Annotated in this window: 25 protein-coding genes; 16 read left to right on the forward strand and 9 right to left on the reverse strand. The window is 60.8% G+C overall.

Annotated features, from left to right (window positions below; all coding sequences use genetic code 11):
* The first annotated feature begins 33 nt into the window (after positions 1-33).
* The 5 genes from AMK02_RS18530 to lysS all read left to right on the forward strand — a co-directional run bounded on the left by AMK02_RS18530 (position 34) and on the right by lysS (position 5,853).
* A complete protein-coding gene (locus AMK02_RS18530) occupies positions 34-714 on the forward strand; it encodes a TetR/AcrR family transcriptional regulator (protein ID WP_064805065.1) in 681 nt (226 codons plus the stop codon).
* Between the two features lie 106 nt (positions 715-820).
* Positions 821-1,657 (forward strand): AraC family transcriptional regulator, encoded by an 837-nt coding sequence (locus tag AMK02_RS18535; RefSeq protein WP_064806349.1) that lies wholly within the window; start codon positions 821-823, stop codon positions 1,655-1,657.
* 217 nt (positions 1,658-1,874) lie between these two features.
* Positions 1,875-2,624: a TerC family protein gene (locus AMK02_RS18540; protein WP_064805067.1), complete on the forward strand. Its 750-nt coding sequence runs from the start codon at positions 1,875-1,877 to the stop codon at positions 2,622-2,624.
* A gap of 243 nt (positions 2,625-2,867) precedes the next feature.
* On the forward strand, positions 2,868-4,334 hold the full coding sequence (gltX, locus tag AMK02_RS18545) for a glutamate--tRNA ligase (protein ID WP_064805069.1): 1,467 nt from the start codon (positions 2,868-2,870) through the stop codon (positions 4,332-4,334).
* A gap of 22 nt (positions 4,335-4,356) precedes the next feature.
* On the forward strand, positions 4,357-5,853 hold the full coding sequence (gene lysS / locus AMK02_RS18550; RefSeq protein WP_064805071.1) for a lysine--tRNA ligase: 1,497 nt from the start codon (positions 4,357-4,359) through the stop codon (positions 5,851-5,853).
* Between the two features lie 65 nt (positions 5,854-5,918).
* Here lysS and AMK02_RS18555 read toward each other — a convergent pair whose 3' ends face one another.
* Entirely contained in the window at positions 5,919-6,683 is a 765-nt protein-coding gene (locus AMK02_RS18555; RefSeq protein ID WP_064805073.1) for a hypothetical protein, read from the reverse strand.
* Positions 6,684-6,861: 178 nt separating this feature from the next.
* On the opposite strand from AMK02_RS18555, the gene AMK02_RS18560 reads away from it, so the two are divergent.
* The 7 genes from AMK02_RS18560 to AMK02_RS18590 all read left to right on the forward strand — a co-directional run bounded on the left by AMK02_RS18560 (position 6,862) and on the right by AMK02_RS18590 (position 13,747).
* Complete coding sequence (locus AMK02_RS18560) at positions 6,862-7,770, forward strand: LysR family transcriptional regulator (protein ID WP_064806351.1); 909 nt, start codon at positions 6,862-6,864, stop codon at positions 7,768-7,770.
* Between the two features lie 119 nt (positions 7,771-7,889).
* Positions 7,890-9,050 (forward strand): ABC transporter substrate-binding protein, encoded by a 1,161-nt coding sequence (locus AMK02_RS18565; protein WP_064806353.1) that lies wholly within the window; start codon positions 7,890-7,892, stop codon positions 9,048-9,050.
* 216 nt (positions 9,051-9,266) lie between these two features.
* Positions 9,267-10,253, forward strand: coding sequence for an ABC transporter ATP-binding protein (locus AMK02_RS18570; protein ID WP_064805075.1), 987 nt, complete (start codon positions 9,267-9,269; stop codon positions 10,251-10,253).
* Positions 10,250-11,212: an ABC transporter permease gene (locus AMK02_RS18575; protein ID WP_064805077.1), complete on the forward strand. Its 963-nt coding sequence runs from the start codon at positions 10,250-10,252 to the stop codon at positions 11,210-11,212. Before AMK02_RS18570 ends, AMK02_RS18575 begins: the two co-directional genes overlap by 4 nt.
* The gene (locus AMK02_RS18580; RefSeq protein WP_018072710.1) at positions 11,202-12,014 is read left to right on the forward strand and encodes an ABC transporter permease; all 813 of its coding nucleotides are present in this window, start codon (positions 11,202-11,204) and stop codon (positions 12,012-12,014) included. The genes AMK02_RS18575 and AMK02_RS18580 overlap by 11 nt, the downstream gene beginning before the upstream one ends.
* Before the next feature lie 13 nt (positions 12,015-12,027).
* Complete coding sequence (locus AMK02_RS18585; RefSeq protein WP_064805079.1) at positions 12,028-13,455, forward strand: gamma-aminobutyraldehyde dehydrogenase; 1,428 nt, start codon at positions 12,028-12,030, stop codon at positions 13,453-13,455.
* Between the two features lie 118 nt (positions 13,456-13,573).
* Positions 13,574-13,747 (forward strand): DUF1328 domain-containing protein, encoded by a 174-nt coding sequence (locus AMK02_RS18590; protein WP_004678026.1) that lies wholly within the window; start codon positions 13,574-13,576, stop codon positions 13,745-13,747.
* Positions 13,748-13,813: 66 nt separating this feature from the next.
* On the opposite strand, the gene AMK02_RS18595 is transcribed toward AMK02_RS18590, so the two are convergent.
* The 3 genes from AMK02_RS18595 to AMK02_RS18605 form a co-directional block, all read right to left on the reverse strand.
* Entirely contained in the window at positions 13,814-14,257 is a 444-nt protein-coding gene (locus tag AMK02_RS18595; RefSeq protein WP_064805081.1) for a DoxX family protein, read from the reverse strand.
* Between the two features lie 62 nt (positions 14,258-14,319).
* Positions 14,320-14,784: a tetratricopeptide repeat protein gene (locus AMK02_RS18600; RefSeq protein WP_189636979.1), complete on the reverse strand. Its 465-nt coding sequence runs from the start codon at positions 14,782-14,784 to the stop codon at positions 14,320-14,322.
* A gap of 20 nt (positions 14,785-14,804) precedes the next feature.
* A complete protein-coding gene (locus AMK02_RS18605) occupies positions 14,805-15,779 on the reverse strand; it encodes an MBL fold metallo-hydrolase (protein ID WP_064805082.1) in 975 nt (324 codons plus the stop codon).
* Positions 15,780-16,079: 300 nt separating this feature from the next.
* Here AMK02_RS18605 and AMK02_RS18610 point away from each other — a divergent pair, with 300 nt between their 5' ends.
* Both AMK02_RS18610 and AMK02_RS18615 read left to right on the forward strand, forming a co-directional pair.
* Positions 16,080-16,823 (forward strand): sigma-70 family RNA polymerase sigma factor, encoded by a 744-nt coding sequence (locus AMK02_RS18610; RefSeq protein WP_064805085.1) that lies wholly within the window; start codon positions 16,080-16,082, stop codon positions 16,821-16,823.
* The gene (locus AMK02_RS18615; protein ID WP_064805087.1) at positions 16,820-17,617 is read left to right on the forward strand and encodes an anti-sigma factor family protein; all 798 of its coding nucleotides are present in this window, start codon (positions 16,820-16,822) and stop codon (positions 17,615-17,617) included. The genes AMK02_RS18610 and AMK02_RS18615 overlap by 4 nt, the downstream gene beginning before the upstream one ends.
* Here the strand turns inward: AMK02_RS18615 and AMK02_RS18620 are convergent.
* Positions 17,614-18,282 carry a DUF1345 domain-containing protein gene (locus AMK02_RS18620; protein WP_064806356.1) on the reverse strand — a complete coding sequence of 223 codons (669 nt, stop codon included), beginning with the start codon at positions 18,280-18,282 and terminating at the stop codon, positions 17,614-17,616. The genes AMK02_RS18615 and AMK02_RS18620 overlap by 4 nt on opposite strands.
* A 92-nt stretch (positions 18,283-18,374) precedes the next feature.
* On the reverse strand, positions 18,375-19,340 hold the full coding sequence (tal, locus tag AMK02_RS18625) for a transaldolase (RefSeq protein ID WP_064806358.1): 966 nt from the start codon (positions 19,338-19,340) through the stop codon (positions 18,375-18,377).
* 427 nt (positions 19,341-19,767) lie between these two features.
* Here tal and AMK02_RS18630 point away from each other — a divergent pair, with 427 nt between their 5' ends.
* Positions 19,768-20,751, forward strand: coding sequence for a sugar-binding transcriptional regulator (locus AMK02_RS18630; protein WP_064805089.1), 984 nt, complete (start codon positions 19,768-19,770; stop codon positions 20,749-20,751).
* A 64-nt stretch (positions 20,752-20,815) separates the two neighbouring features.
* Here the strand turns inward: AMK02_RS18630 and AMK02_RS18635 are convergent, their stop codons facing one another.
* Complete coding sequence (locus AMK02_RS18635) at positions 20,816-21,688, reverse strand: methylated-DNA--[protein]-cysteine S-methyltransferase (RefSeq protein WP_064805091.1); 873 nt, start codon at positions 21,686-21,688, stop codon at positions 20,816-20,818.
* A 79-nt stretch (positions 21,689-21,767) separates the two neighbouring features.
* Positions 21,768-22,265, reverse strand: coding sequence for a DUF2244 domain-containing protein (locus AMK02_RS18640; RefSeq protein WP_064805092.1), 498 nt, complete (start codon positions 22,263-22,265; stop codon positions 21,768-21,770).
* Between AMK02_RS18640 and nth the strand changes: the two genes are divergently transcribed.
* A complete protein-coding gene (nth, locus tag AMK02_RS18645; RefSeq protein ID WP_189636980.1) occupies positions 22,264-23,061 on the forward strand; it encodes an endonuclease III in 798 nt (265 codons plus the stop codon). The two genes, AMK02_RS18640 and nth, sit on opposite strands and share 2 nt — an antisense overlap.
* Before the next feature lie 124 nt (positions 23,062-23,185).
* Here nth and AMK02_RS18650 read toward each other — a convergent pair whose 3' ends face one another.
* On the reverse strand, positions 23,186-23,899 hold the full coding sequence (locus AMK02_RS18650; RefSeq protein WP_064805096.1) for a sulfate transporter family protein: 714 nt from the start codon (positions 23,897-23,899) through the stop codon (positions 23,186-23,188).
* Positions 23,900-24,051: the final 152 nt, after the last annotated feature.

The following is a 24,051-nucleotide window of genomic DNA, read 5'->3' on the forward strand; positions in this document are numbered from 1 at the left end:
AAAGTACGAAACCGTGAACACGGTTAAGGAGATATGACGCTAAAGCCCGACCATGCCGCCGTCTTCAGCCCACCTGTTGGAGGAGGCCGATTTGCCGCTGGCGAAGATCCGGCCAAGCGCCAGCAAATTCTTGCCGGCGCCAAGCGCGTCTTCATGAAGATGGGCTTCGACGCCGCCAGTATGAACGACGTGACGCGCGAAGCCGGAGTCTCCAAGGGCACGCTCTACGTCTATTTCACCAACAAGGAAGAACTGTTTTCGGCAATGATCGAGAACGAGCGCGCCGCTTTCATGGCGGCCGTGCGCACGGCGCTTGCCGAGCATGACGACCCCGAATCCGGCCTGTACGAATTCGGGATGAGCTTCGTCACCCACATGACCGACGAAAAGGTCATCAGCGCGATGCGCACCGTTCTCGGCGTTCGCGACCGCATGCCGGTGCTCTGTCAACGCTTCTTCAAAGGCCCGGTAAACCTGCGCACCATCATGCGCGACTTTTTGGAACAGCATATCGCCGAAGGCCGGCTCGAGATCGACGACATCGATCTTGCCGCCGGCCAGTTTCTCGATCTTGCCAGCGGCAGTTTCTTCAAGCTCCGCCTGTTCGGCAGCATGGAAGAACCGCCGACTCGCGAGGAAATCGACCGCGTCATCCGCGGTGCGATCAAGGTCTTCATGGCAGCCTACGGCGTGCGCCGGCACGAGACTGCCTAACCCCGCATCCTTGACTGCCGCTCTCCTTCGGCCAAAACTCCGCAAGAACGATCAAACCCGGCTGCCAGCTTTTTTCTAAGAAGAAGCCGCAACCAGGGGAATGAAGATGAACGCCATCGCACGGGCGATCTGGTTCATAGAGAGCCATTTCGAAAGCGATATATCGCTGGAAGAGATATCGGAAGCAGCCGGATTGTCGCGCTATCATCTGTCGCGCGTCTTCGGGCTCGTCACCGGCCATTCGATCAGCAGCTACATGAGAGGACGGCGCCTCAGCCGCGCCGTGCCTGCATTGGTCAGCGGCTCATCCACCATTCTCGAGGTTGCGCTTTGCGCGGGCTACGGCTCGCACGAAGCTTTCACCCGTGCCTTCCGCGACCAGTTCGGCATGACGCCGGATGCGGTGCGCAGACAGGGGCACGCCCGCAACCTTGTTTTACTGGAGCCGATCCGAATGGATACCGACCATCTCAACGACCTCGAACCACCCCGTTTCGAGACCCTTCAACCAATGCTCTTTGCCGGCCTGCAGGAGACCTACGCTTATGGCGACAACGCCGCCATCCCCTCGCTTTGGCAGAAGTTCAATACCTATTTCGGGCATATTCCTGGCCAGAAAGGCAATGTCGCCTATGGCATCTGCAGGCATATCGGCGAGGAGGAGAAATTCCGCTACATGGCCGCAGCCGAAATTTCCGATGCCAGCGACCTGCCCGCGGATTTTACGACGCTTAAGCTTCCGGGACAGCGCTACGCCGTCTTCACCCATCGCGGCCATGTCTCCGGCATTTCCCTAACCATGCACCGGATTTTCGGCACATGGTGGCCAACGTCGGGCCTGGAACATGGCGAGACACCTGACATGTTCGAACGTTACGACGAGCGCTTCGATCCCTATACCGGCATGGGCGTCACCGAAATCTGGCTGCCGATTAGAGCATGATGCCGAAACGTGTAAGCGATTTTCGGACGAAATCATGCCCTAACTCTTTAATTGGAAACAGGATTCAAATTTAAGGCCGACCCGGCCTTAAATCATCCGGTTCTAGGGAATAAAAGTCATATCAGTTTCGTATACCGGCTTGTGGCGCTTGTCTGGCAGGCAGGCGCCATTACATTGCGCGTCGTTTCATCATGTGACGCAAAGAGGGTATAGGCTGATGCAGGAAATCATGACGCTCATTCAGGACCCGGCCGCCTGGGTGGCGCTCATCACACTGGTGGTGATGGAAGTCGTTCTCGGGATCGACAACCTGATCTTCATTTCCATTCTCACCAACAAACTGCCGCCCGAGCATCGCGAGAAAGCCCGCCGGATCGGCATCGGCCTTGCCCTCGTCATGCGCCTGGCGCTGCTCGGCACGGTCGCCTGGATCGTGCAGCTGACCGAACCGCTGTTTACGGCCTTCGGGCACGGCTTCTCCTGGAAGGACCTGATCCTCATCGCCGGCGGCCTGTTCCTCGTCTGGAAGGCCACCAAGGAAATTCACCACACGGTCGACCCGGTGGATCATCAGGAGGATTTCATCGCGAAGTCCGTCACGACGGGCTTTGCGTCGGCCATCGGCCAGATCCTGCTGCTTGACCTGGTCTTCTCCGTCGACAGCATCATCACCGCCGTCGGCATGACGCCGCATCTGCCGATCATGGTGATCGCCGTTATCGCCGCCGTCACCGTCATGCTGGTTGCCGCGACCCCGCTCGCCAACTTCATCGAGAGAAATCCAACGATCGTCATGCTGGCGCTCGCCTTCCTGCTGATGATCGGCACGACGCTGATCGCCGAAGGCATGGGCTTCCACGTGCCGAAGGGCTACGTCTACGCCGCCATGGCCTTCTCGGCGCTGGTCGAGGTGCTGAACATGTTCGCGCGCAACGCCCGCAAGCGGAAACGCGAAGGAGCGCATTGAGGCTGATGCGGGAGGGCGCGCGACGACCAGCGCACCCTCTCAAGTGCCGGAAAGCCGTTGCGGACGCGGTTTTTCTTGACGCGCCCGGTTGAATATGGCCTAAGGCCAGCCGAACGGACGATCGGCGGATGGTGCGGGCGAATGCCCTTTTCGGCCGGTTTGCCGATGAAGATATCTGCATCCTTCCGGCCGAACCTCGCTTTCCCGTGAAAGCAGTCCGGCATTCATTGATGGGCACATACAATGACAAATTCCGGGACAGCTTCCGGCGTCCGCGTCCGCATCGCTCCCTCGCCGACCGGCGAGCCGCATGTCGGCACCGCTTACATCGCTCTCTTCAACTATCTCTTTGCCAAGAAGCACGGCGGCGAGTTCATCCTGCGCATCGAGGATACCGATGCGACGCGCTCGACGCCGGAATTCGAGACGAAGGTCCTGGATGCGCTGAAATGGTGCGGGCTGGAATGGAAGGAGGGCCCCGATATCGGCGGCCCCTACGGCCCTTATCGCCAGTCCGACCGAAAGCCGATGTACCAGCCCTATGCACAGGAGCTGCTGGACGATGGCCATGCCTTCCGCTGTTTCTGCACGCCCGCGCGCCTCGAACAGATGCGCGAGGCGCAGCGCGCCGCCGGCAAGCCGCCGAAATATGATGGCCACTGCCTCAATCTGACGGCCGAGGAAGTCACCGCGCGCATGGCAGCCGGCGAGACGACCGTCATCCGCATGAAGATCCCGACCGAAGGCTCCTGCGACTTCACTGACGGCGTCTATGGCGATGTCTCCATCCCGTGGGATTCCGTCGACATGCAGGTGCTGATCAAGGCCGACGGCATGCCGACCTATCACATGGCCAACGTCATCGATGACCATCTGATGAAGATCACCCATGTGGCGCGTGGCGAGGAATGGCTGGCTTCTGTGCCCAAGCACATCCTGCTCTATCGCTATTTCGGCTGGGAGCAGCCGGTCTTCATGCATTTGTCGCTGATGCGCAATGCCGACAAATCGAAGCTGTCGAAGCGCAAGAACCCGACCTCGATCTCCTACTATTCTGCGCTCGGTTATATCCCCGAAGCGCTGATGAATTTCCTCGGCCTGTTCTTCATTCAGATCGCCGAGGGCGAAGAGCTTCTGACGATGGAAGAACTGTCCGAAAAGTTCGATCCGGACAATCTCTCCAAAGCAGGCGCGATCTTCGATATCCAGAAGCTCGATTGGCTGAACGGCCGCTGGATCCGTGAAAAGCTCTCCGAAGACGAATTCCGGGCGCGCGTCCTGACTTGGGCGATGGAAAACGACCGCCTGATGGCGGGTCTGCGCCTGTCGCAGACCCGCATTTCCAAGCTCGGCGAGCTACCCGATCTCGCCAGCTTCCTGCTGAAGTCCGATCTCGGCCTGCAGCCGTCCGACTTCGCCAAGATCAAATCACCGCCGGAAGAGATCCTGGAGATCCTCAACACTGTCCAGCCGGACCTCGAAAAGATCCTGGAATGGAATGTCGAAACGATCGAGGCGGAGCTGCGCGCCGTCGCTGATCGCTTGGGCAAGAAGCTGAAGGTCGTGGTGGCACCGCTCTTCGTCGCCGTCTCCGGCTCGTCGCGTTCGCTGCCGCTCTTCGATTCCATGGCGCTCCTCGGCCGCTCTGTCGTGCGCCAGCGCCTGAAGCTCGCGGCCCAGGCGGTCGCCGCCCTCGTCGGCTCGAAGTAAGCATAGTCAGAGGATTTCGACAGTGGCTGACAACAAGACCGAAAACACCCTTTCCTCCGACGCGACCGAGGTGCGCGCCCAGAAGCTGAAGCTGCTGCGCGAGCAGATCGGCGATGTCTATCCGGCGCATTTTCACCGGAGCCTGACCAATGCCGAGCTTGCGACGAAATACGAGGGTCTGGAACCCGATGTCGAGACGCAGGACATCGTCACCGTCGCTGGCCGGGTCTTTTCCTCGCGCAACTCCGGTATGTTCATGGATATCCATGACGCTTCCGGCAAGATCCAGATCTTCAGCCACAAGGACACGACGCCGGAAGAGGCCCGCGGCCTGCTGCCGATGATCGATATCGGCGACATCATCGGCGTCACCGGCATCGTGCGCCGCACCAAGCGCGGCGAGCTGACGATCAACGCCCACAAGATCGAAATGCTGACGAAGTCGCTGCTGCCGATGCCCGAGAAGTGGCACGGTCTCTCCGACATCGAGCTGCGTTACCGCAAGCGCCATCTCGACATCATGACCAATGAGGATTCGAAGCTGCGCTTCCAGCAGCGCTCGAAGATCGTCTCCGGCATCCGCCGCTTCATGGAAAATGACGGTTTCATGGAAGTCGAGACGCCGATGCTGCAATCGATCTATGGCGGCGCCACCGCCGAGCCGTTCAAGACGCATCACAACACGCTGAAGCTCGACATGTATCTGCGCATCGCGCCGGAACTGTTCCTGAAGCGCACGCTGGTCTCGGGCCTGACCGACAAGGTCTTCGAGATCAACCGCAACTTCCGCAACGAAGGGGTCTCTACCCGGCACAATCCCGAATTCACCATGATGGAGTGTTACTGGGCCTATGCGGATTACGAGGATATGATGGACCTCGTCGAGCGGCTGTTCGAGACCCTGGCGCTCTCCATTCACGGCACGACGGAATTCGACTTCGGCGACAAGCGGTTGTCCTTCAAGGGGCCGTTCAAGCGCGTGCCGATGCCTGCTGCCGTCAAGGAAGCCACCGGCATCGATTTCCTCGCCATCAAGACCGATGAGGAAGCGCGCATCGCCGCCAAGGCCGCCGGCTTCGCCGTCGAGAAGGATTGGACCTGGGGCGAGTGCCTTGCCTTCATCTTCGAAGAAAAGGTTGAATCCACCCTGATCCAGCCGTCGCACGTCACGCATTTCCCGAAGGACATCTCGCCCTTCGCCAAGGAAGTGCCGGGCGAACCGCGTTTGGTCGAGCGCTTCGAGACCTATTGCAACGCCTGGGAACTCGGCAACGCTTTCTCGGAACTTAACGATCCCGAGGAACAGCGGCGCCGCATGGTCGAGCAGTTGGAACAGGCGCATGCCCGCGGCGAAAAGGAAAAGCAGCTGGACGACGAATTCCTCGACGCGATCGACCAGGGCATGCCGCCGGCCGGTGGCCTCGGCATCGGCGTCGACCGCCTGATCATGCTTCTGACCAACGCTCCGTCGATCCGCGACGTCATTCTCTTCCCGGCCCGCCGCAACAAGGCCGACTGACAGACAGAACGTGAGAAAAACGAAGCGGAGTGCCGGCCGGCGCTCCGCTTTTTCATGCCGGTGATTCAGCGGGTCTCGGCGCCTTCCGCCGGAGGCTCTTCGGCCGGAGCCTCCGCTACCACATCGGCACTCGCGCCTTCTCTGGCTGGCGCAGGTTCATGAGCAGGCGCGGCTTCGCTTTCGGCCGCCGGCGCTGCGCCGTGCGCGCCGCCCGCAGCCTTCGTTTCCTTGGCCTTTTCGCCGTTCTTCGTCGAGCCCACAGCGACCGGGTCGACGCAATCCTCAGGATCCTTGAAGGCGCTGCTGATCATGGCGATTTCGTCGAGAGGCAACTCTATTCGCTCGCCGAAGAACAGTCCGTTTTCGCTGGCCTTGCCGTCATAGTAGCGCGCCGTATAGGGCTTGTCGTCGAGGCCGGGAACGGCCTTGTCGGGATGCGGGATATAGACGACGTCGGCGCCGATCGCCCGGCCGCGAATGTCGGAGCGGAGGGTCGGACCGTTCTCGTCGAGCACCACCACCTGCACCAGATCCGGCTTCTGCGCGGCATAAACGGCCTGGGCGACCCGAAGCGCAGTCTTGACGCGTGTCATCCCGTCGGTCGGTTCGGTCTTGATGTATTTGCGCACCCAGACGTGATCCTGCTTCCGGATCGTCACCAGGTTGACGTCGCTGCATTCGAGCCCGTCGCCGCCACCGGCCACACCCATCAGTCTGTCCTTGCCGACATAGACGGCCGCACCGCCGGAAACGCCCGCCAGAAGCGCGACTCCGCCGATGATCATTGCCAATTTCCGGGAAGGCCGGAACATGCGCAGTAAGGCCTTCACGCCAACTGCTCCGCCATCTCAAACTCCAACGCAGGACAGGTGCCGAGAATGCTAGGGAAATGACGTTTCCGAAAGTTTAAGTGAACAAGCCAAGCCCGCCCCATTTTGAAAAAGTCCAAAAAAGGTCCGCCTTTTTCAACCGCTTGCCACGGCGCATCCCACCATGCTCTATACGCCCATGGCCTTCACGCTCCGCCAGATCCAATATTTCGTTGCCGTCGCCGAACAAGGTTCAGTGACACGAGCCGCGCAGAACCTGTCGATCTCGCAGTCCTCGGTGACGGAAGCGCTGAAGGAGCTCGAAACCGATCTTGGCGTCGAACTGTTCGAGCGCCATCCGCGCGGCCTGACGATCACCCACAACGGACATCAGTTTCTCCGTCACGCGACCAAGATCCTCGCCTCCGTCTCCGATGCGCGGACCAGCTTCTCCGGCCAGCAGAGCACCCTCTCCGGCACGTTGAATATCGGCGTCACCTCGCTTGTCGCCGGCTACGTGCTCTCCGATCTGCTGGCGCGATACCGGCGCGCCTGTCCGGGCATCGAGGTCAGCGCCATCGAGGACAATGGCGGCTATCTCGAGCATCTCCTGGTCGGCGGCGAACTCGATGTCGCGGTCATGGTGATATCGAACCTGCGCGACCGCATGGCGCTGCAGGCGGAAATCCTCGAAACCTCGCCCTATCGGCTATGGCTGCCGATGGGCCATCCGCTGGTTTCGGCCGACATCATCTCGGTCGCCGATATCGCCCGCGAACCGCTGATCATGCTGACGGTCGACGAGATCGAGGAGAATACCGGCAAGCTGCTGTCGGCGCTCGGCGCCCGCCCGCATGTCGCCTTCCGCACCCGCTCGGTGGAGGCGGTGCGCAGCCTGGTCGCGACGGGCGCCGGCATCGCCCTGCTTCCCGACCTCGTCTACCGCCCGTGGTCGCTCGAAGGCGACCGCATCGAGAGCCGCGACGTCTCCGGTTCGCTGCCGGTGGTCCAGGTCGGCATGGTCTGGCGCAAGGGCTCCAGCCTGCCGCAGGCGGCGCGCGACTTCGTCGGCATCGCCGAAAGCATGCGCTCCGGCCGCATGCGCTGATATCGGAATTTCCGATATCGCCTTTCTGATAAATGAATTTGCGAAAGCGGCTTTTTGGGATCACCTTCTTCTCAGGGAACGAACGCCACAAAAAGTGGCACCAAACCGGGAGACGGATGATGACGAATCTCTTGAAATCCTGCACGGCAGCGCTCGCTTGCCTGGGCTTCGCGACGCAGGGGATTGCGGCCGAGCCATTGAAGGCGCTGGGCAAGGGCGAGGGTGCGGTCAGCATCGTCGCCTGGGCCGGTTATATCGAGCGCGGAGAAACCGACAAGAATTACGACTGGGTCACCGGCTTCGAAAAGGAGACCGGCTGCAAGGTTTCCGTCAAGACCGCCGCCACCTCGGATGAAATGGTCTCGCTGATGAACGAGGGCGGCTTCGACCTCGTCACCGCATCGGGCGATGCGTCGCTGCGCCTCATCGCCGGCAAGCGTGTCCAGCCGATCAACACCGATCTGATCCCGAGCTTCAAGAATGTCGACCAGCGCCTGCAGAACGGCGCCTGGTATACGGTCGGCGGCGTACATTACGGCGTGCCCTACCTCTGGGGCCCGAATGTGCTGATGTACAATACCGATGCCTTCAAGGACAAGGCGCCGACCAGCTGGAATGTCGTCTTCGAGGAAGAGACGCTGCCCGACGGCAAATCGAACAAAGGCCGCGTCCAGGCCTATGACGGCGCGATCTATATCGCCGATGCGGCCATGTATCTGATGGCCCACAAGCCGGATCTCGGCATCAAAGACCCGTACGAACTCACTGAAGACCAGTACAAGGCGGCCCTCGACCTGTTGCGCGGCCAGCGCAAGCTCATCTCGCGCTACTGGCACGACGCGATGATCCAGATCGACGACTTCAAGAACGAAGGCGTCGTCGCTTCCGGCTCCTGGCCCTTCCAGGTGAACCTGCTGCAGGCCGACAAGCAGAAGATCGCCTCCACCTTCCCGGATGAAGGCGTCACCGGCTGGGCCGACACGACAATGCTGCACGCCGACAGCGAACACCCGAACTGCGCTTATATGTGGATGGAACATTCGCTGCAGGCCAAGGTCCAGGGCGACGCCGCCGCCTGGTTCGGCGCCGTTCCCTCCGTTCCCACCGCCTGCAAGGGCAACGAACTGATGGGCGATACCGGCTGCGCCACCAACGGCTTCGATCACTTCGACAAGATCAAGTTCTGGAAAACCCCGGTCGCCAAATGCGCCACGCAAAGCGAATGCGTGCCCTATCATCGCTGGGTATCGGATTACATCGGCGTGATCGGCGGGCGGTAATAGCCAAGTCGGCTTGTGTGGTTGAAGACCCCTCCCCAATCCCTCCCCACAAGGGGGAGGGGCTATAAGTGGCACCGCCTCGCTCCTCGCTGAACGCCGAATTCGCGAGGGTGCGGCAGATTAAGCCCCTCCCTTGTGGGGAGGGGCTTGGGGCCGGGTCCTTTTTGAGCCACGACCGACACCCTCTGTTGAGCACATAGACCCCGGAGCCTTCCAATGACCCCAGCCGTCCGTTTCCAACAGGTATCGCGCCATTTCGGCCAGGTGCGCGCCGTCGACGGCGTCGATCTGGAGATCGCGCCGGGCGAGTTCTTCGCCATGCTCGGGCCGTCCGGTTCCGGCAAGACGACCTGCCTCAGATTGATAGCCGGTTTCGAACAGCCGACATCAGGCCATATCCAGATCTTCGGCGACACGGCCGACGGCGTTCCGCCCTATCGCCGCAACGTCAACACCGTATTCCAGGATTATGCACTCTTCCCGCATCTGAACATTCTCGACAACGTCGCTTATGGGCTGATGGTCAAGGGCGTTGGCAAAGCGGAGCGGATGAAGGCGGCGGGCGATGCCCTCGAACTCGTCAAACTGCCGGGTTATGGCGGCCGCCGCCCCGGCCAGCTCTCCGGCGGCCAGCGGCAGCGCGTGGCGCTCGCCCGCGCCCTCGTCAACAAGCCCAAAGTGCTGCTGCTCGACGAGCCGCTCGGTGCGCTGGACCTGAAGCTGCGTGAGCAGATGCAGGAGGAGTTGAAGAGCCTGCAGCGCGCCCTCGGCATCACCTTTGTCTTCGTCACCCATGATCAGGGCGAAGCGCTGTCGATGGCCGATCGCGTCGCGGTCTTCAACAATGGCAATATCGTCCAGCACGGCACGCCGCAGGATATCTATCGCTGCCCGAAGACCCGCTTCGTCGCCGACTTCGTCGGCTCGTCCAATGTGATCGCACCTGATTTGATGGCCGCGCTCGGCGGCGAGAAACGCTGGGCGAGCCTGCGCCCCGAAGCGATCCGGCTGACAAGCGACGGCATCGAGGCGAAGGTCGAGCATGCGAGCTTCCTCGGCGCCGCCACCCGTCTCAGCGTCGACCTCAGAGGTAGCCGGCTGCATGTCACGCTGCCGGCAGGCGCGCTCGTGCCGGATGTCGGCGCCGGCATCCGCCTCGCCTGGCAGCCCGCCGATATCCACTACATGGACGATGCTGCATGACGGCACTCATCATCTCCGACGGCAAGACATCGATCCTTCCGGGACGCAGCGGCGTCTTCGGCCGGCTGTCGGATGCCTTCTGGCGGCACCCGAAGCTCTTACTCTTTCTGATGCTGACACCGCCCCTGCTCTGGCTCGGCATCATCTATATCGGCTCGCTGGTCGCCCTGCTTCTGCAGAGTTTCTTCTCGATCGACGATTTTTCCGGACTGGTGAACTACGAATTCACCCTTGCGACCTACGCCCAGCTTCTGAGCCCGACGAATTTCGACATCATCATCCGCACTGTCGTCATGGCCGCACTGGTGACTGTCGCTTCCGCGCTGATCGCCTTTCCGATCGCCTACTACGCGGCGCGTTACGCTCGGGGCAAGTGGAAGGCACTCTTCTATCTCGGCGTCATGCTGCCCCTCTGGTCGAGTTATCTCATCAAGATCTACGCCTGGAAGCTGATCCTTGCCAAGGAAGGCATCCTCACCTGGATCTTCGAGAAGCTCCATCTCGCTTGGCTGCTCGACGGCATCCTGAACCTACCGGTCGTCGGCGGCAATTCGCTTTCGGTCAGCTATCTCGGCACCTTCATTGTCTTCGTCTATGTCTGGCTGCCCTATATGATCCTGCCGACGCAGGCAGCCCTCGAGCGTGTGCCCAGCAACCTGATCGAGGCTTCCGCGGATCTCGGCGCCACGCCGAGCCAGACTTTCCGCACCGTGCTGTTGCCCTTGGCGCTGCCAGGCATCGTCGCCGGGTCGATCTTCACCTTTTCGCTGACCTTGGGCGATTACATCATCCCGCAGATCATCGGCTCGTCCCGGCTGTTCATCGGCCAGGCCGTCTATGCCCAGCAGGGAACGGCCGGCAACGTGCCGCTGGCGGCCGCCTTTTCCGTCGTGCCGATCGTCATCATGGCGTTCTATCTGACGCTCGCCAAACGCATGGGGGCCTTCGATGCGCTCTGACCTCAAGACATCGCCGCTGCCTCTGAAGATCGCCGCCGCCGGCGGCCTGCTTTTCCTGCACCTGCCAATCCTCTTGATCTTCGTCTATGCCTTCACGACGGAAGAGAAGAGCTACCAGTGGCCGCCGCCCGGCCTGACGCTGCAATGGTTCGCCGTTGCCTGGAACCGGCCGGACGTCTGGTCGGCGCTCGGCCTTTCCGTGCAGGTCGCCGTCATCGCCACCGCGATCGCGCTCGTCCTCGGCACGCTCTGTGCGGCGGCCGTCAGCCAGACGAAGTTCTTCGGCCGCGAGGCGATCTCGCTGCTGGTCATCCTGCCGATCGCCCTTCCCGGCATCATCACCGGCATTGCCCTGCGCTCCGCCTTCAGTCTCTTCGACATCCCGTTCTCGGTCTGGACCATCGTGCTCGGCCACGCCACTTTCTGCGTGGTGGTCGTCTACAACAACGCCGTCGCCCGCTTCCGCCGCACCTCCGGCTCGCTGATCGAAGCCTCGATGGATCTCGGCGCCGACGGCTTCCAGACCTTCCGCCATGTCATCCTGCCCAATATCGGCACCGCACTTCTGGCCGGTGGCATGCTCGCTTTTGCCCTTTCCTTCGACGAGGTCATCGTCACAACCTTCACCGGCGGCCAGCAATCGACCCTGCCGATCTGGATGCTCGAAGAGCTCATCCGCCCGCGCCAGCGCCCCGTCACCAATGTGGTCGCCATGGTCGTGGTGCTCGTCACCTTCCTGCCGATCCTGGCAGCCTATTACCTCACCCGCGACGGCGACCAGATCGCCGGCGCCGGCAAATAACAGGGAGAACATCATGGATACGCAAATGCTGATCGGTTCCCGTTTCGAAAAAGGCACGGAGACGGAAGAGCACATCCTGAACCCGAAGACCGGCGAGACGGTGACCGACCTTCCCGAGGCCTCGCTGTCTCAGGTCGACGCCGCCGTCGATGCCGCCGAAAAAGCCTTCAAGAGCTGGTCGCAGACGACACCTTCCGAACGCTCGAGTTACCTGCTGAAGATCGCCGACGCTATCGAGAAGGATGCCGCCGGTTTCGCCGCGCTGGAAGCGCTGAACTGCGGCAAGCCGATCAATTCAGTGCTGAACGATGAAATCCCGGCGATCGTCGATTGTTACCGCTTCTTCGCCGGCGCCGTGCGCAACCTGCACGGACCGGCCGCGGGCGAATACCTGCCCGGTCACACCTCGATGATCCGCCGTGATCCAATCGGCATCGTCGGCTCGATCGCGCCGTGGAACTATCCGTTGATGATGATGGCCTGGAAACTGGCGCCGGCAATCGCCGGCGGCAATACCGTCGTCTTCAAGCCTTCTGAGCAGACGCCGCTGACCGCGCTGAAGATGGCGAGGCTGCTTTCCGACATCCTTCCTGAAGGCGTCGTCAACGTCATCCTCGGCCGCGGCGAAAGCGTCGGCAATGCGCTGATCAACCATGCCAAGGTCAACATGGTCTCGATAACAGGCGATGTCGCCACCGGCAAGAAGGTGCTGCAGGCCGCCGCCAAGACCGTCAAGCGCACTCATCTGGAACTCGGCGGCAAGGCCCCGGTCATCGTCTTCGACGATGCCGATATCGATGCCGTCGTCGCTGGCATCCGCACCTTCGGCTATTACAATGCCGGTCAGGACTGCACCGCGGCCTGCCGCATCTATGCCGACGCCAAGGTCTACGACAATTTCGTTGCCGATCTCTCTTCGGCCGTCGCCAGCATCCGCTTCAATCAGGCCGACGATACCGAAAACGAGATCGGTCCGCTGATCTCCAGGCGCCAACGTGACCGCGTCGAAAGCTTCGTCGCCCGCGCTTCCGAGCACAAGCACATGGAAATCACCACCGGCGGCAAGGGCTCCGGCGACAAGGGCTTCTTCTTCACCCCGACCGTCATATCAGGCGCCCTGCAGGACGACGAGATCGTCCGCCGTGAGGTCTTCGGCCCGGTCGTCTCGGTCACCCGCTTCTCTGAAGTAGATGACGCCATCGCCTGGGCGAACGACAGCGATTACGGCCTCGCCTCCTCGGTCTGGACCAGGGATATCGGCCGCGGCATGAAGACCGCCGCCCGCCTGCAATATGGCTGCACCTGGATCAACACCCATTTCATGCTGGTCAACGAGATGCCGCATGGCGGCCTCAAACAGTCGGGCTACGGCAAGGACATGTCGGTCTATGCGCTGGAGGATTATACCGCCGTGCGTCACGTGATGATCAATCATGGCTGACCGTGAAACCGGAAGGATATAGAACGCCGACAGCAGATAACGCCGTCCAATTTCGCGCGACGTGGAACAATTTCCCGGTTGCCGCGTCTTTTCAGACAAACGCAAAGGATGATGTGTCATGCTGAAATGGGCTCTGATATTCTTCGTTATTTCGATCATCGCCGGCTTCTTCGGCTTCTCCGGCGTTTCCGCCGCCACCGCGACCATCGCCCGCGTGCTCTTCGGTATCGCGCTGGTGATCTTCCTGATCTTCCTGGTTCTGGCGCTGATGGCCGGCCAGGCGGTCTTGTAAGCGAGCGCCGCACAAGCCGGAGCAATTCCGCGGCTCGGGAAAGCCGCGGAGCTTGTGGCCAATTGGCTACATCATTGCCCTCAGCCAGGGATGAAGGCTGCTACCCCGCTTTCTCAGCAGGCTGTCGATCGATATCGACCCCGCCCCCGAAGCCACCAGGACGAACATGCCGCCGGCAATCGCCAGATCCTTCTCGAAATGCAGGAGCTCGTTCTGGCTGTCAAAATTCGTGTGAAAGAGCAAGGCGGTCGCCAGACAGAAGAAGGCCAGCGCCAATGCGCCAAGCCGGCTGAGGAAACCCGCGGCAACGGAAAGGCCGGCGGCGAGCTGAAGTGCTATGACAGCAAATGCAACCGGCGCGGCAAGTCCCAGTTTTGCGAAAGTGTCGACGGTCGTGCTGATATCTGATGCGAGCACCGAACCTTCATGCAGGAAGATCAGCGACAGGAGCAGCCTGCCAAGGACAAGAATGAAATCGGCCAGTTGAGACCAGCTTGAGGCGCTATCCATCACACCCTCCGATTTGCAGAGAACAGGCGGCTTGGCGGCCTGTTCTCGCGTTTATGTTTTGGTCAGTTGCCACCTTTGGCAGCGATGGCATTTTGCAGGTCTTCAAGTTCTTCGCAGCCGCTTGGGCAAAGTTGCTTCAGCGATGATACCTGCTCCTCCGCCTTTGCCATCTCGCCCGTTTCGACATAGAGCTCGCCGAGATATTCACGCGCAGCCTTGTGATCGGGTTGAAGCTCAAGTGCTTTGGTGTAGTAGGTCAGCGACGTTCTGTAGTCGCCGGTCTTGCGCAGCGTATACCCCATGAGATTATAGACATCTGCCTGTTGGTTGTCTTCGGCAAGACCGCGAAGCTCCGCCAGGGCGCCGACATAATCCTTGGCATCGATCTTGGCGCGCACCGACGTCAAATCGGGAGCTTCCGTCGATTCCATATTGTCGACAGCAAAAGCGGGAAGCGCCGTCACCGCGGAGAAACCGGCGGATATGGCGCAGAGCCAGATGAATCCGAGAATTAGATATTTCATCATGATGATCTCCATTCGGCCTTTCAGGCCTGGACTGTCGGCGTAAAGCCGTAGGCGCTTCCGTCCTTGACGAAAGTGCCCGAGCCGGGGAAGGGGAAATGCGAGCCGCAAATGGCGATATTGTCGGCAATGATGCGGTCGATGAGACGGCGGCGCGTGTCGATGGCCGCCGGCCCATCCTGATCATAACTGCCCTGCCAGTCGGGGTGCGGCGCAAGCAGCGCCGGCACGTACATGATATCGGCCGAGACAAGCAGTTGCTTGCTGCCGGAGGCGACAAGATAGGTCGAATGACCCGGTGTATGGCCTGGCGCTGCAAGAAGCCGAACTCCGGGCGCAACCTCGGCACCATCGTCCACCAGTTTCCAGTTCTTCCATTTCGGGAAGACCTCGGCGAGGCGTTTGCCTGCGGGTCTGCGGCCTTCCGCAAGTTTCTCGACCCGACCAGGTTCCGTCCACCAGTTATATTCGATGGCATTGACGATGAGTTCGGCGTTCGGAAAGACAGGATCGTTCGTTCCCTTTTCCATCAATCCCCAGACGTGATCCGGGTGGAAATGTGAGAGCATGATCGTATCGATTCTCTTATAATCGATGCCGGCGGCTGCCATATTCGCCGGCAGATGTGTGGCATTTGCCTGCCACTGACCGACGCCCGAGCCGGCATCCATCATGATCAGCCGGTTGCCGAGTTTCAGGACGACCACCGTCAGCGGGATCGGCATGAATTCGGTCGTAAGCCCTGCCTTGGAAAGCGCTTCCTTGGTATCCTCGATCGAGGCATTCTTGATAAAGGTCGGGTCATGCGGTTTTTTCCAGATTCCGTCGTAGACCGCCGTGACCTCGACATCGCCGACTTGATATTTGTAGAAGCCGACGGTCGGCTCCAGCGTTGTTGCGGCGAGCGCCGACCCGACGAATTCGAGCTTCGACGACAGCCCGAATGCAGCTGCCGCGGCAGCCGATCCAAGGACGGCGCGACGTGACATGGTAAACATGGATATGCCTCCTCTTGTCGATGAGATTTCAGCTGGCGAGGACCGCAACTGTTCGGATGCCCTCGCTGACGAACTAGATCGCCAGCCGGACTCACTTATTCCCGATCTCGAGCGTCATTTGTTCAAGCGCTTGAAAAGACATCGTCATTTCTATCGTCCGCGGCCGGCTATCCGGCCGCGTGCAAATAAATTGGCTTCGGTTGGAATAAAACTGCGTGCCGGTCGGTCTAGACGGCAAGGGACCGCACTCCATGCCTGCGGATCTCGCTCTTAAATTCGGGTACTATTGAGGCAGGGAGGATGATGACAAACGCTCAGATCACCTATCCCATCGGATCAAACGAGTGGTTGCCGCTGGCGTGGCGACATTGGAAGGACCGTCTTCGACCATCGCCGCTGGCCGTGCTTCTCGACAGCGCAGCGCGGTTGTTCCACCCCATGGTCTCGGAAAAGGCGAGCGGCGAGCGGGTTGCTTCGGCGGCCGATGCGACCGCGCAGCATGAACTCATGCAGCGCTTTCAGAACATTGTCGTTCCGCACCTTGACGCTGCCTATAATTTTGCCCGGTTCCTCAGCCGCGACGCGGATGCGGCACAAGATATCGTCCAAGATGCATTCCTGCGTGCTTTCCGCAACTTCGATAGCTATCGCGGTGGCGATCCGCGCGCCTGGCTCTTTGCCATCGTGAGGAACTGCTGCCATGCTTGGCGCCAGCAGGATCGCCGCAAGGCGCGGTTCGAGCGGCATCTGAGTGATGGCGACGGCGACGAAACAGGTGAGAACGAGATCGCCTCGGAGGAGGATTCGCCGGAGGCGGCGACGATCCGGCGAAGCGAACAGCAGCGCGTACGCGCTGTTATTAGCCGGCTCCCCGAGGCAATGCGGGAAATCCTCGTCTTGCGGGAGCTTGAGGATCTCTCCTACCGGCAGATCGCCGAAATCATCGACGCGCCGATTGGCACCGTCATGTCGAGGCTTGCCAGGGCGCGGCGTGAGTTTGGTGAAGCCTGGCACACATGCGACAAAGGCGAGACTGCAGGATGAGCGACGCGCACCAAAAAGGCTGCCCGGAATGGCGTGTCATGCTGCATGGCTTTGTCGATGGCGAACTCGATTCGGTCCACGCGGCACAATTCAAGGATCATCTTGCTACCTGTACGGATTGCAGGGCGGAGATGGAAAGAGTTCAGGCCGTGAGCGAGATCATCGACCAAGATGGCGTCAAATGGCGACCGTCCGAAGCGCTGCGTTCACATGTCCTGTCGATGCTGTCGTTTGAACAGGCGACGACATCCGGCCTGCCGTTGCCACGCCAGGTGCCCGGCTGGCGCCGCGCCCTGGTTTTCATCCGGCAATGGAGCTTCGTTCCTTCACTCGCAGCGTTGGCGGCCGGCGCCTTCCTGTTCGTCAACGCACCGTCTCAGACCGCGCTTCTGCAGGAACAGATCCTTTCAAGCCATATCAGGTCGATGATGGCCGACCATCTGACCGACGTGCTGACCTCGGATCAGCATACGGTAAAACCGTGGTTCAACGGCAAGCTCGATTTTTCGCCGCCGGTCAGCGACCTCTCCAAGGACGGCTTTCCCCTGATCGGCGGGCGTGTCGACTATCTCGGTGGGCGCGCCGTTGCGGCCCTCGTCTACCGGCGCCACGGCCATGTCATCAACCTGTTCGTTTGGCCCGCAGGATCGGCCGCAGAGACGACAGCCGTGCATGACGGCTACAATATGGAGCAATGGTCGGATGGCGGGCTCATTTTCTCAGCGATTTCGGATGTCGCCGCCGGCGACCTGGCCGAGTTCGAGGCGCTCTTCAGGAAGGCGGCAAGGGGTTAAAGCAGGCTTGCCCCGACATTGATCGCCAGCGCCAGGATCGTCGTGTTGAAAAGGAACGACAGCACGGCATGCAGCAGCGTCAGCTTGCGCATGCTGGTCGAACTGACCGCAACATCCGCGGTCTGCGCGGCAACGCCGATGGTGAAGGAGAAATAGAGGAAGTCCCAGTAGCCGGGCTCTTCGATTCCGTCGGGAAATTTGAGGCCGCTCTCTTCGTCCGTCCCGCCATAAAAGTAATGGGCATAGTGGATGGTGAAAAGCGTATGCAGAAAAATCCAGGAGATCAGGATCGTCAGCACCGCGGCACCCGCCCGCGTCAGCGCGACGTCAGATGGTGCCTCCTTGATCGAATGAAGCTCGGTGCCGATGCCGGCGATGCTCGCAAGCGCAGCACCGATCGAAAGGGCCAACAAAACGGTATCGGAAAAATCGAGATCGGCGGAGCGTTTCCGGATCGTTTCGACCGTCGCCCGCAGCATCTTGCGCCAGCTGAGCGCGACAAAAACAATGGCGCTGACATTCCAGCCGAACAGGATATTGCCGGCGCTGACCTCCCGCGAGGTCAGAAACAGGAAGACCACCAGTCCGGCAACCGCGGCGATGATGAAGCTTGCGTGCTTGCGGGCAAGTGCCACAAGCGAACTTGCCGGTTCCTCATCCGCCATATCGGTCTCCGACAGCATATGTCATTGATAAGAGCATGAAAAAGGCGCGGTTGCCAGCCGGCATCCGCGCCTTCGATTGTTGGCGTGCTCTATCAGGCGGCGGCGAGCTGCAGTTCCTTCTGCACCATGGTGCGCAGCGTCGACAGGTCCTTGGCGAAAGCGCGGATGCCTTCCGCGAGCTTTTCCGTCGCCATCGCATCTTCGTTCATCATCCAGCGGAAGGTCTTTTCGTCGACCGAGACCTTTGCATCGGGCTTGCGGCTTTCCGGCGAGAGCTTGCGCTCCAGTTTGCCGTTATCCTTGGAAAGTTCGTCGAGCAGCGCCGGGCTTATGGTCAGCCGGTCGCAGCCGGCAAGGGCTTCAATTTCGCCGGCGTTGCGGAAGGAGGCGCCCATGACGATCGTCTTGATATCGTTCGCCTTGTAGTAATTGTAGATCTCGCGGACGGAGATGACGCCCGGATCTTCCTCGGCGGTGTAGTCCTTACCGGTCGACTTCTTGTACCAGTCGAGGATGCGGCCGACGAAGGGCGAGATCAGGAACACCTTGGCGTCGGCGCAAGCAATCGCCTGGGCCTTGCTGAACAGAAGCGTCAGATTGCAGTCGATGCCTTCCTTCTGCAGCACTTCCGCGGCGCGAATGCCTTCCCAGGTGGAAGCGAGCTTAATGAGGATGCGATCCCGATCGATGCCGCGGTCCTTGTAGGCGGCGATGATCGAACGTGCCTTGGCAAGCGAAGCCTCGGTATCGAAGGAGAGATCGGCGTCGACCTCGGTCGAGACGCGGCCTGGGACGAGCTTCACCAGCGCGGCGCCGACGGAGATGGCGAGGCGATCGGCCACGGCCGAGGAAACGGATTCCGGATTGCCGCCCTGCTTCTTGCCCCAGACGACGGCTTCCTTGATGGCGTCGGCAAACATCGGCGTGCCGAGCGCCTTCAGCACGATGCTCGGGTTCGTCGTGCAATCGACCGGCTTCAGGCGCGCGACGGCTTCGATGTCACCGGTATCGGCGACGACGGTGGTGATCTCGCGAAGTTGGTCAAGCTTGGATGTCATGATCAATAATCCTTGTTTGAACTTGGGCTGCAGGGTCGGCGCGTTCCGCCCGGCAAGGGTGATCTTGGGACAGACGGCCTGCATTCAGCGGTGAACAACGGGCGCATCCGTCACGGATGATTCATAAACGTGAAGCACACTGGCCATGTTCCTGATGCAGTCAAACGGATTCTCGAACGCAAGCAGGGCGGCATGCGGCTCGGGGACCGGTCGTGACTTTCGGCATGCCCGCACTATGTCCTCCTCGGACGGGACAGGGACGACTTCGTGTCGCGAGGACTATCGCCGTTCGCGCAAGGAAAAGTCAAGGACATTTGTGCATTCCGATTGACATAAGTGTCACACCCGTCATTATCCCGGAGACAAACGCACAGGCGCAGCCTTTCGTCCCACCAGGGATTTAGGCGAAAATCCTGCGGGAGGAGACGTGGTCAAGCTCAAACGCGGCACCCATACCGCCTATTCCGAGGCATCCTCGCTGCGGCTGAGGGCCGCATGGCTCTATTACAATGAAGGCCTGACCCAGAAAGACGTCGCCGAACAGCTCGGCATCAGCCGGACAACGGTGATCCGCCTGCTCGACGAGTCGATGAAACGCAGCGAGGTCCAGATCTGGATCAATGATTCGATCGGCGATTGCGTCGAGCTTTCGGTCAAGCTGGAGCGTGCCTATGGGCTCGACGAGGCGATCGTCGTGCCTGCGCCGGTTCATTGCGACGTCGATTCGCTGGCAAAAAACGTCGGTCTGGCGCTTGGCCAGTTCCTCTCCGAAGCCATTCCTGACGACTATACGATCGGTGTCGGCTGGGGCCGCACCATGACCGCCTCGCTGGCAAGCTTCCGGCCGCCACGCCGCGCCAATTGTAAGGTCGTCTCGCTGCTGGGCGGTATCGTTGCCGTGCACCAGACGAATCCGATCGATTACACCTGGCGGCTGGCAAATCAGCTCGGCGCCGAATGCTACATGTTCCTGGCGCCGCTTCTCGTCGATTCGATTGAAACCAAACGCAATCTGATCGACAAATGCGGGTTGGACACGATCTACCGTCTAGCCGAAAATCTCGATCTCGCGATCGTCAGCTGCGGTGATATCGGGCCGCACTCGACCTCGCTATCGGAAGGCTGGATATCGAAGGCCGAGCTGCAGGAACTGATCAATGCCGGCTGCGTCTGCGACACCATGTTCAACTTCCTCGACAAGGACGGCAATTCGGTCGATCACTCGATCAACCAGCGCGTGATGTCCGTCGACCTCGATATGTTGAAAGAGGCCAAGCACATCGTGCTTTCCTCCGGCGGCGCCCACCGGGCCACCGCCATCCGCGCCACGATCAAGCGCATCGGCTGCAACACCCTGATCACCGATGAAGGTGCCGCGCAAGCATTGCTTGATCTGGCCGAACAGGCCTGAAGCGCGCCGTGATCTTTCAGATTGGCTTTCCGTGCCTCATGCCGTGCTTTTTGCACGGCATGCTTTACGCATGCGCCGATTCCCAGCCGAGCATCGCCCGCTTGCGGGTGAGGCCCCAGTGGTAGCCCGTCAGCGCACCGTTCTTGCCGAGCGCCCGGTGGCAAGGCACAACGAAGGAGATCGGATTTGCCCCGACCGCAGCGCCCACGGCGCGCTGCGCCGTCGGCCGGCCGATATCGTTGGCGATGTCGGAATAGGTGACCGCCTTGCCGAACGGTATCTTCATGAGGCTCTGCCAGACACGCACCTGGAAGTCCGTGCCGATCAGCACAACGCGGAGCGGCTGCTCGGACGACCATTTTCCGGGTTGGAAGATGCGGGCGGCATAGGGCATCGTCGCCTGCAGGTCTTCGATGTATTCGGCATTCGGCCATCGACAGGTCATGTCCTCGAGGCAAGCCCTTTCACTGCCGGAATCGCTGAAGGCAAGGCCGGCAAGACCGCGATCGGTCACCATGATCAGCGCCACGCCGAAGGGGCAGATGTGAAAACCGTAGCGGATGGTGAGGCCGCCGCCTTTTGCCTTCCATTCGCCGGGTGACATCGCCTCATGGGTCACGAAAAGGTCGTGCAGGCGGCTCGGCCCGGAGAGGCCGACTTCGATCGACGTCTCGAGCAACGGCATGTCTTCCTTGCGCAGCAGCCGCTTGGCGTGGTCGAGCGTCACCGCCTGCAGAAAACCTTTCGGCGAGAGGCCAGCCCAGCGGGTGAAGGTCTTCTGCAGCTGCGTCGGCGACTGGTTGAGCCTAGCGGCGATCGCCTCCAGCGACGGCTGGTCGCGATAATCCTCGGTGATGAGTTCGATGACCCGACGGACGATATCGTAATCAGGGCCGTCAGGCGTGATGTCGGTCTGCAGGTTCGCGATCATATCCATGGTCTTTCTCCTTGTAACAAGGAGATAATCAATAGGCGGAGCGTAAACCACCCGATTCTTGCGCGCTCGCCTGATACGCTCAGATACGCTGCTTGACGGTGGCGAGCGCGCCCTTGAAGGCCTTGGCGAAACTTTCGCGGTCGTCAGGATTGAGGAAGGAGCCGATATCCGTGCGCCGGCCCTCGCCGAAAATATGCATGGAGAGGATGCCGATCTCCTGGTGCCTTCGCACGAGGAACCGCGCCCAGAACGGGTTGAAATGATGCTCCACCATCCGCCCCGATGGGGCAAACTTGCGCACCGATACGTCCGTGCGCGACACGGTGACCTGTTCGCGCACCCGTCCGGAGCGGTAATTCAGCCAGAAGGCGCCGTAGAGAAGCGCGAAATCCAATCCGAAGAAGAAGCCGATCGGCCAGGCGCCGGTGGCGATGAAGAACATCCCATAGAGGAAGCAGACGGCGCCGGACAGAATGAGCAGCACCTTGAAGCCCCGGCGGCCAAGCGACCGGTGGGGGAAGAGCTCGGCGGCGAAAACAGGCTGCTCGTTGGAGCTGTTGGCGTTGCTTTCCGTCATGACCGCTGAGTATAGAGTTTCTATGGCGAATCCGAAACTCAAATCCCTGCCGCAAGGCACGAATGTGATCACCCGCCGCAAACCGGCGGCGGCGGTCAAGACCGCCTATTCGCCGGCTGAACGCGAGGAAATCTTCCGTCGCTTTTCGGTGCAGCGGCCCGAGCCGCGGGGCGAGCTGGAGCACACCAACCCTTTCACCCTTGTCGTGGCGGTGGCTCTCTCCGCCCAGGCCACCGATGCCGGTGTCAACAAGGCGACGCGGGCGCTCTTCAAGGTGGCCGATACGCCGCAGAAAATGCTCGATCTCGGCGAGGACAAGCTTCGCGATTACATCAAGACGATCGGCCTTTACCGTACCAAGGCGAAAAACGTCATCGCACTCTCGCAAATGCTGGTCGACGACTTCGCCGGCAAGGTGCCGGAAACGCGCGAGGAACTGGTTCGCCTGCCCGGCGTCGGCCGCAAGACTGCCAATGTCGTGCTGTCCATGGCCTTTGGCCAGGCCACCATGGCCGTCGACACCCACATCTTCCGGATCGCCAATCGCATCAGGCTTGCTCCCGGCAAGACGCCTGATGAGGTCGAAGCGCGCCTGATGAAAGTGGTACCGAAACACTACCTCTACCATGCTCATCACTGGCTGATCCTGCACGGGCGCTACACCTGCAAGGCACGCCGCCCCGAATGCGAGCGCTGCGTCATCGCCGATATTTGCAAATCGCCGGAGAAAAGCTCGGACGTGCCGGCCCCTCTCGTCGAACTTCCGCCGCAAGCGATCGGCGAGGCTGTCGAGTAGAACAGTGATCGCCTGCTCGTCACTCCGCCGTTCGGCGCCCGCCACGATGATCGACCTCATCACGCCGATTCCGGGCGCCAAGTTCGCGCTAATGTACGAGACTTCAGCCTTAGCTGGCTGAGCCTCAGACGCGGAAACCGGCGTCCTTTGCGGAAATCAGCTTGTGCAGATGCACCATCATGCCCGCCGCAAAGAGGGGCGTCAGCAGGTTGACCACGGGGATCGCCAGAAAGAGGGCGATCACCAGCCCGCCGAGAAAGACCGTCGGCGCATGTTTGGTGCGGAAGAGCCGTGCCTCATGAGGCGGACGGAAGCGCATGGCGGCGAATTCGAAGAATTCTCGTCCGAGCAGGTAGCCGTTCACCAGAAAGAAAGCGACCAGATTGACGCCGGGAATGAACAGCAGCAACAAGGCCACGATATTGCCAAGGATCACCACTCCGAGGAATTTGATCGAGCTCGCCATCGCCGGGCCGAGCGGCATGGCGGCGCCCGGCGCGTCGGCGGGATAGTCACGTTTTTCGATAACGTCGGCGACATCGTCGAGGAAAAGGCCTGCGATCAGCGCCGTGACCGGAGAAAGCAGCAGCGCCAGCACGAGCGCAAGGCCGATCCCGGCCAGGATTGCGAAGACCAGAGCAAACCATCCGGCCCAATCCGGCATATCGGGAAAGAAGCTGGTGAGCCAGGGAAAGAGAAAGGCCATGAAGGCCCCGCGTAGCGCGAACCAAAGGCCGACGAGCACGAGAAGCGTCAGGCCGAGCACTTTCCAGAAGACCGAGCGTGTCTCCGGCGCGAACAGATTGGCGAGCGAAAGGCGTGCGGCATCGAGAATCATTTCTTCAGCGTCTCCGGTTACGCAGAAGATGTAGGAAAGGCGAATGCTACCGACAAGAGAGAATAAAATTGCAGGCTGTAATAGAAACTTGTCGCAATATTAGAACGAATATAATATTATCAGACGCAGAAATACGAGCCTGAGAAGCAGCT

This window comes from Rhizobium sp. N731, assembly GCF_001664145.1.
Classification (GTDB): domain Bacteria; phylum Pseudomonadota; class Alphaproteobacteria; order Rhizobiales; family Rhizobiaceae; genus Rhizobium; species Rhizobium esperanzae.

Excerpts from the sequence above, each read along its gene's own strand:
- AMK02_RS18530 (WP_064805065.1), top strand. The coding sequence starts at position 34 with ATGACGCTAAAGCCCGACCATGCCGCCGTCTTCAGCCCACCTGTTGGA.
- AMK02_RS18535 (WP_064806349.1), top strand. The coding sequence starts at position 821 with ATGAACGCCATCGCACGGGCGATCTGGTTCATAGAGAGCCATTTCGAA.
- AMK02_RS18540 (WP_064805067.1), top strand. The coding sequence starts at position 1,875 with ATGCAGGAAATCATGACGCTCATTCAGGACCCGGCCGCCTGGGTGGCG.
- gltX (WP_064805069.1), top strand. The coding sequence starts at position 2,868 with ATGACAAATTCCGGGACAGCTTCCGGCGTCCGCGTCCGCATCGCTCCC.
- AMK02_RS18560 (WP_064806351.1), top strand. The coding sequence starts at position 6,862 with ATGGCCTTCACGCTCCGCCAGATCCAATATTTCGTTGCCGTCGCCGAA.
- AMK02_RS18565 (WP_064806353.1), top strand. The coding sequence starts at position 7,890 with ATGACGAATCTCTTGAAATCCTGCACGGCAGCGCTCGCTTGCCTGGGC.
- AMK02_RS18570 (WP_064805075.1), top strand. The coding sequence starts at position 9,267 with ATGACCCCAGCCGTCCGTTTCCAACAGGTATCGCGCCATTTCGGCCAG.
- AMK02_RS18575 (WP_064805077.1), top strand. The coding sequence starts at position 10,250 with ATGACGGCACTCATCATCTCCGACGGCAAGACATCGATCCTTCCGGGA.
- AMK02_RS18580 (WP_018072710.1), top strand. The coding sequence starts at position 11,202 with ATGCGCTCTGACCTCAAGACATCGCCGCTGCCTCTGAAGATCGCCGCC.
- AMK02_RS18585 (WP_064805079.1), top strand. The coding sequence starts at position 12,028 with ATGGATACGCAAATGCTGATCGGTTCCCGTTTCGAAAAAGGCACGGAG.
- AMK02_RS18590 (WP_004678026.1), top strand. The coding sequence starts at position 13,574 with ATGCTGAAATGGGCTCTGATATTCTTCGTTATTTCGATCATCGCCGGC.
- AMK02_RS18595 (WP_064805081.1), bottom strand. The coding sequence starts at position 14,257 with ATGGATAGCGCCTCAAGCTGGTCTCAACTGGCCGATTTCATTCTTGTC.
- AMK02_RS18600 (WP_189636979.1), bottom strand. The coding sequence starts at position 14,784 with ATGATGAAATATCTAATTCTCGGATTCATCTGGCTCTGCGCCATATCC.
- AMK02_RS18605 (WP_064805082.1), bottom strand. The coding sequence starts at position 15,779 with ATGTTTACCATGTCACGTCGCGCCGTCCTTGGATCGGCTGCCGCGGCA.
- AMK02_RS18610 (WP_064805085.1), top strand. The coding sequence starts at position 16,080 with ATGATGACAAACGCTCAGATCACCTATCCCATCGGATCAAACGAGTGG.
- AMK02_RS18615 (WP_064805087.1), top strand. The coding sequence starts at position 16,820 with ATGAGCGACGCGCACCAAAAAGGCTGCCCGGAATGGCGTGTCATGCTG.
- AMK02_RS18620 (WP_064806356.1), bottom strand. The coding sequence starts at position 18,282 with ATGGCGGATGAGGAACCGGCAAGTTCGCTTGTGGCACTTGCCCGCAAG.
- tal (WP_064806358.1), bottom strand. The coding sequence starts at position 19,340 with ATGACATCCAAGCTTGACCAACTTCGCGAGATCACCACCGTCGTCGCC.
- AMK02_RS18635 (WP_064805091.1), bottom strand. The coding sequence starts at position 21,688 with ATGGATATGATCGCGAACCTGCAGACCGACATCACGCCTGACGGCCCT.
- nth (WP_189636980.1), top strand. The coding sequence starts at position 22,264 with ATGACCGCTGAGTATAGAGTTTCTATGGCGAATCCGAAACTCAAATCC.
- AMK02_RS18640 (WP_064805092.1), bottom strand. The coding sequence starts at position 22,265 with ATGACGGAAAGCAACGCCAACAGCTCCAACGAGCAGCCTGTTTTCGCC.
- AMK02_RS18650 (WP_064805096.1), bottom strand. The coding sequence starts at position 23,899 with ATGATTCTCGATGCCGCACGCCTTTCGCTCGCCAATCTGTTCGCGCCG.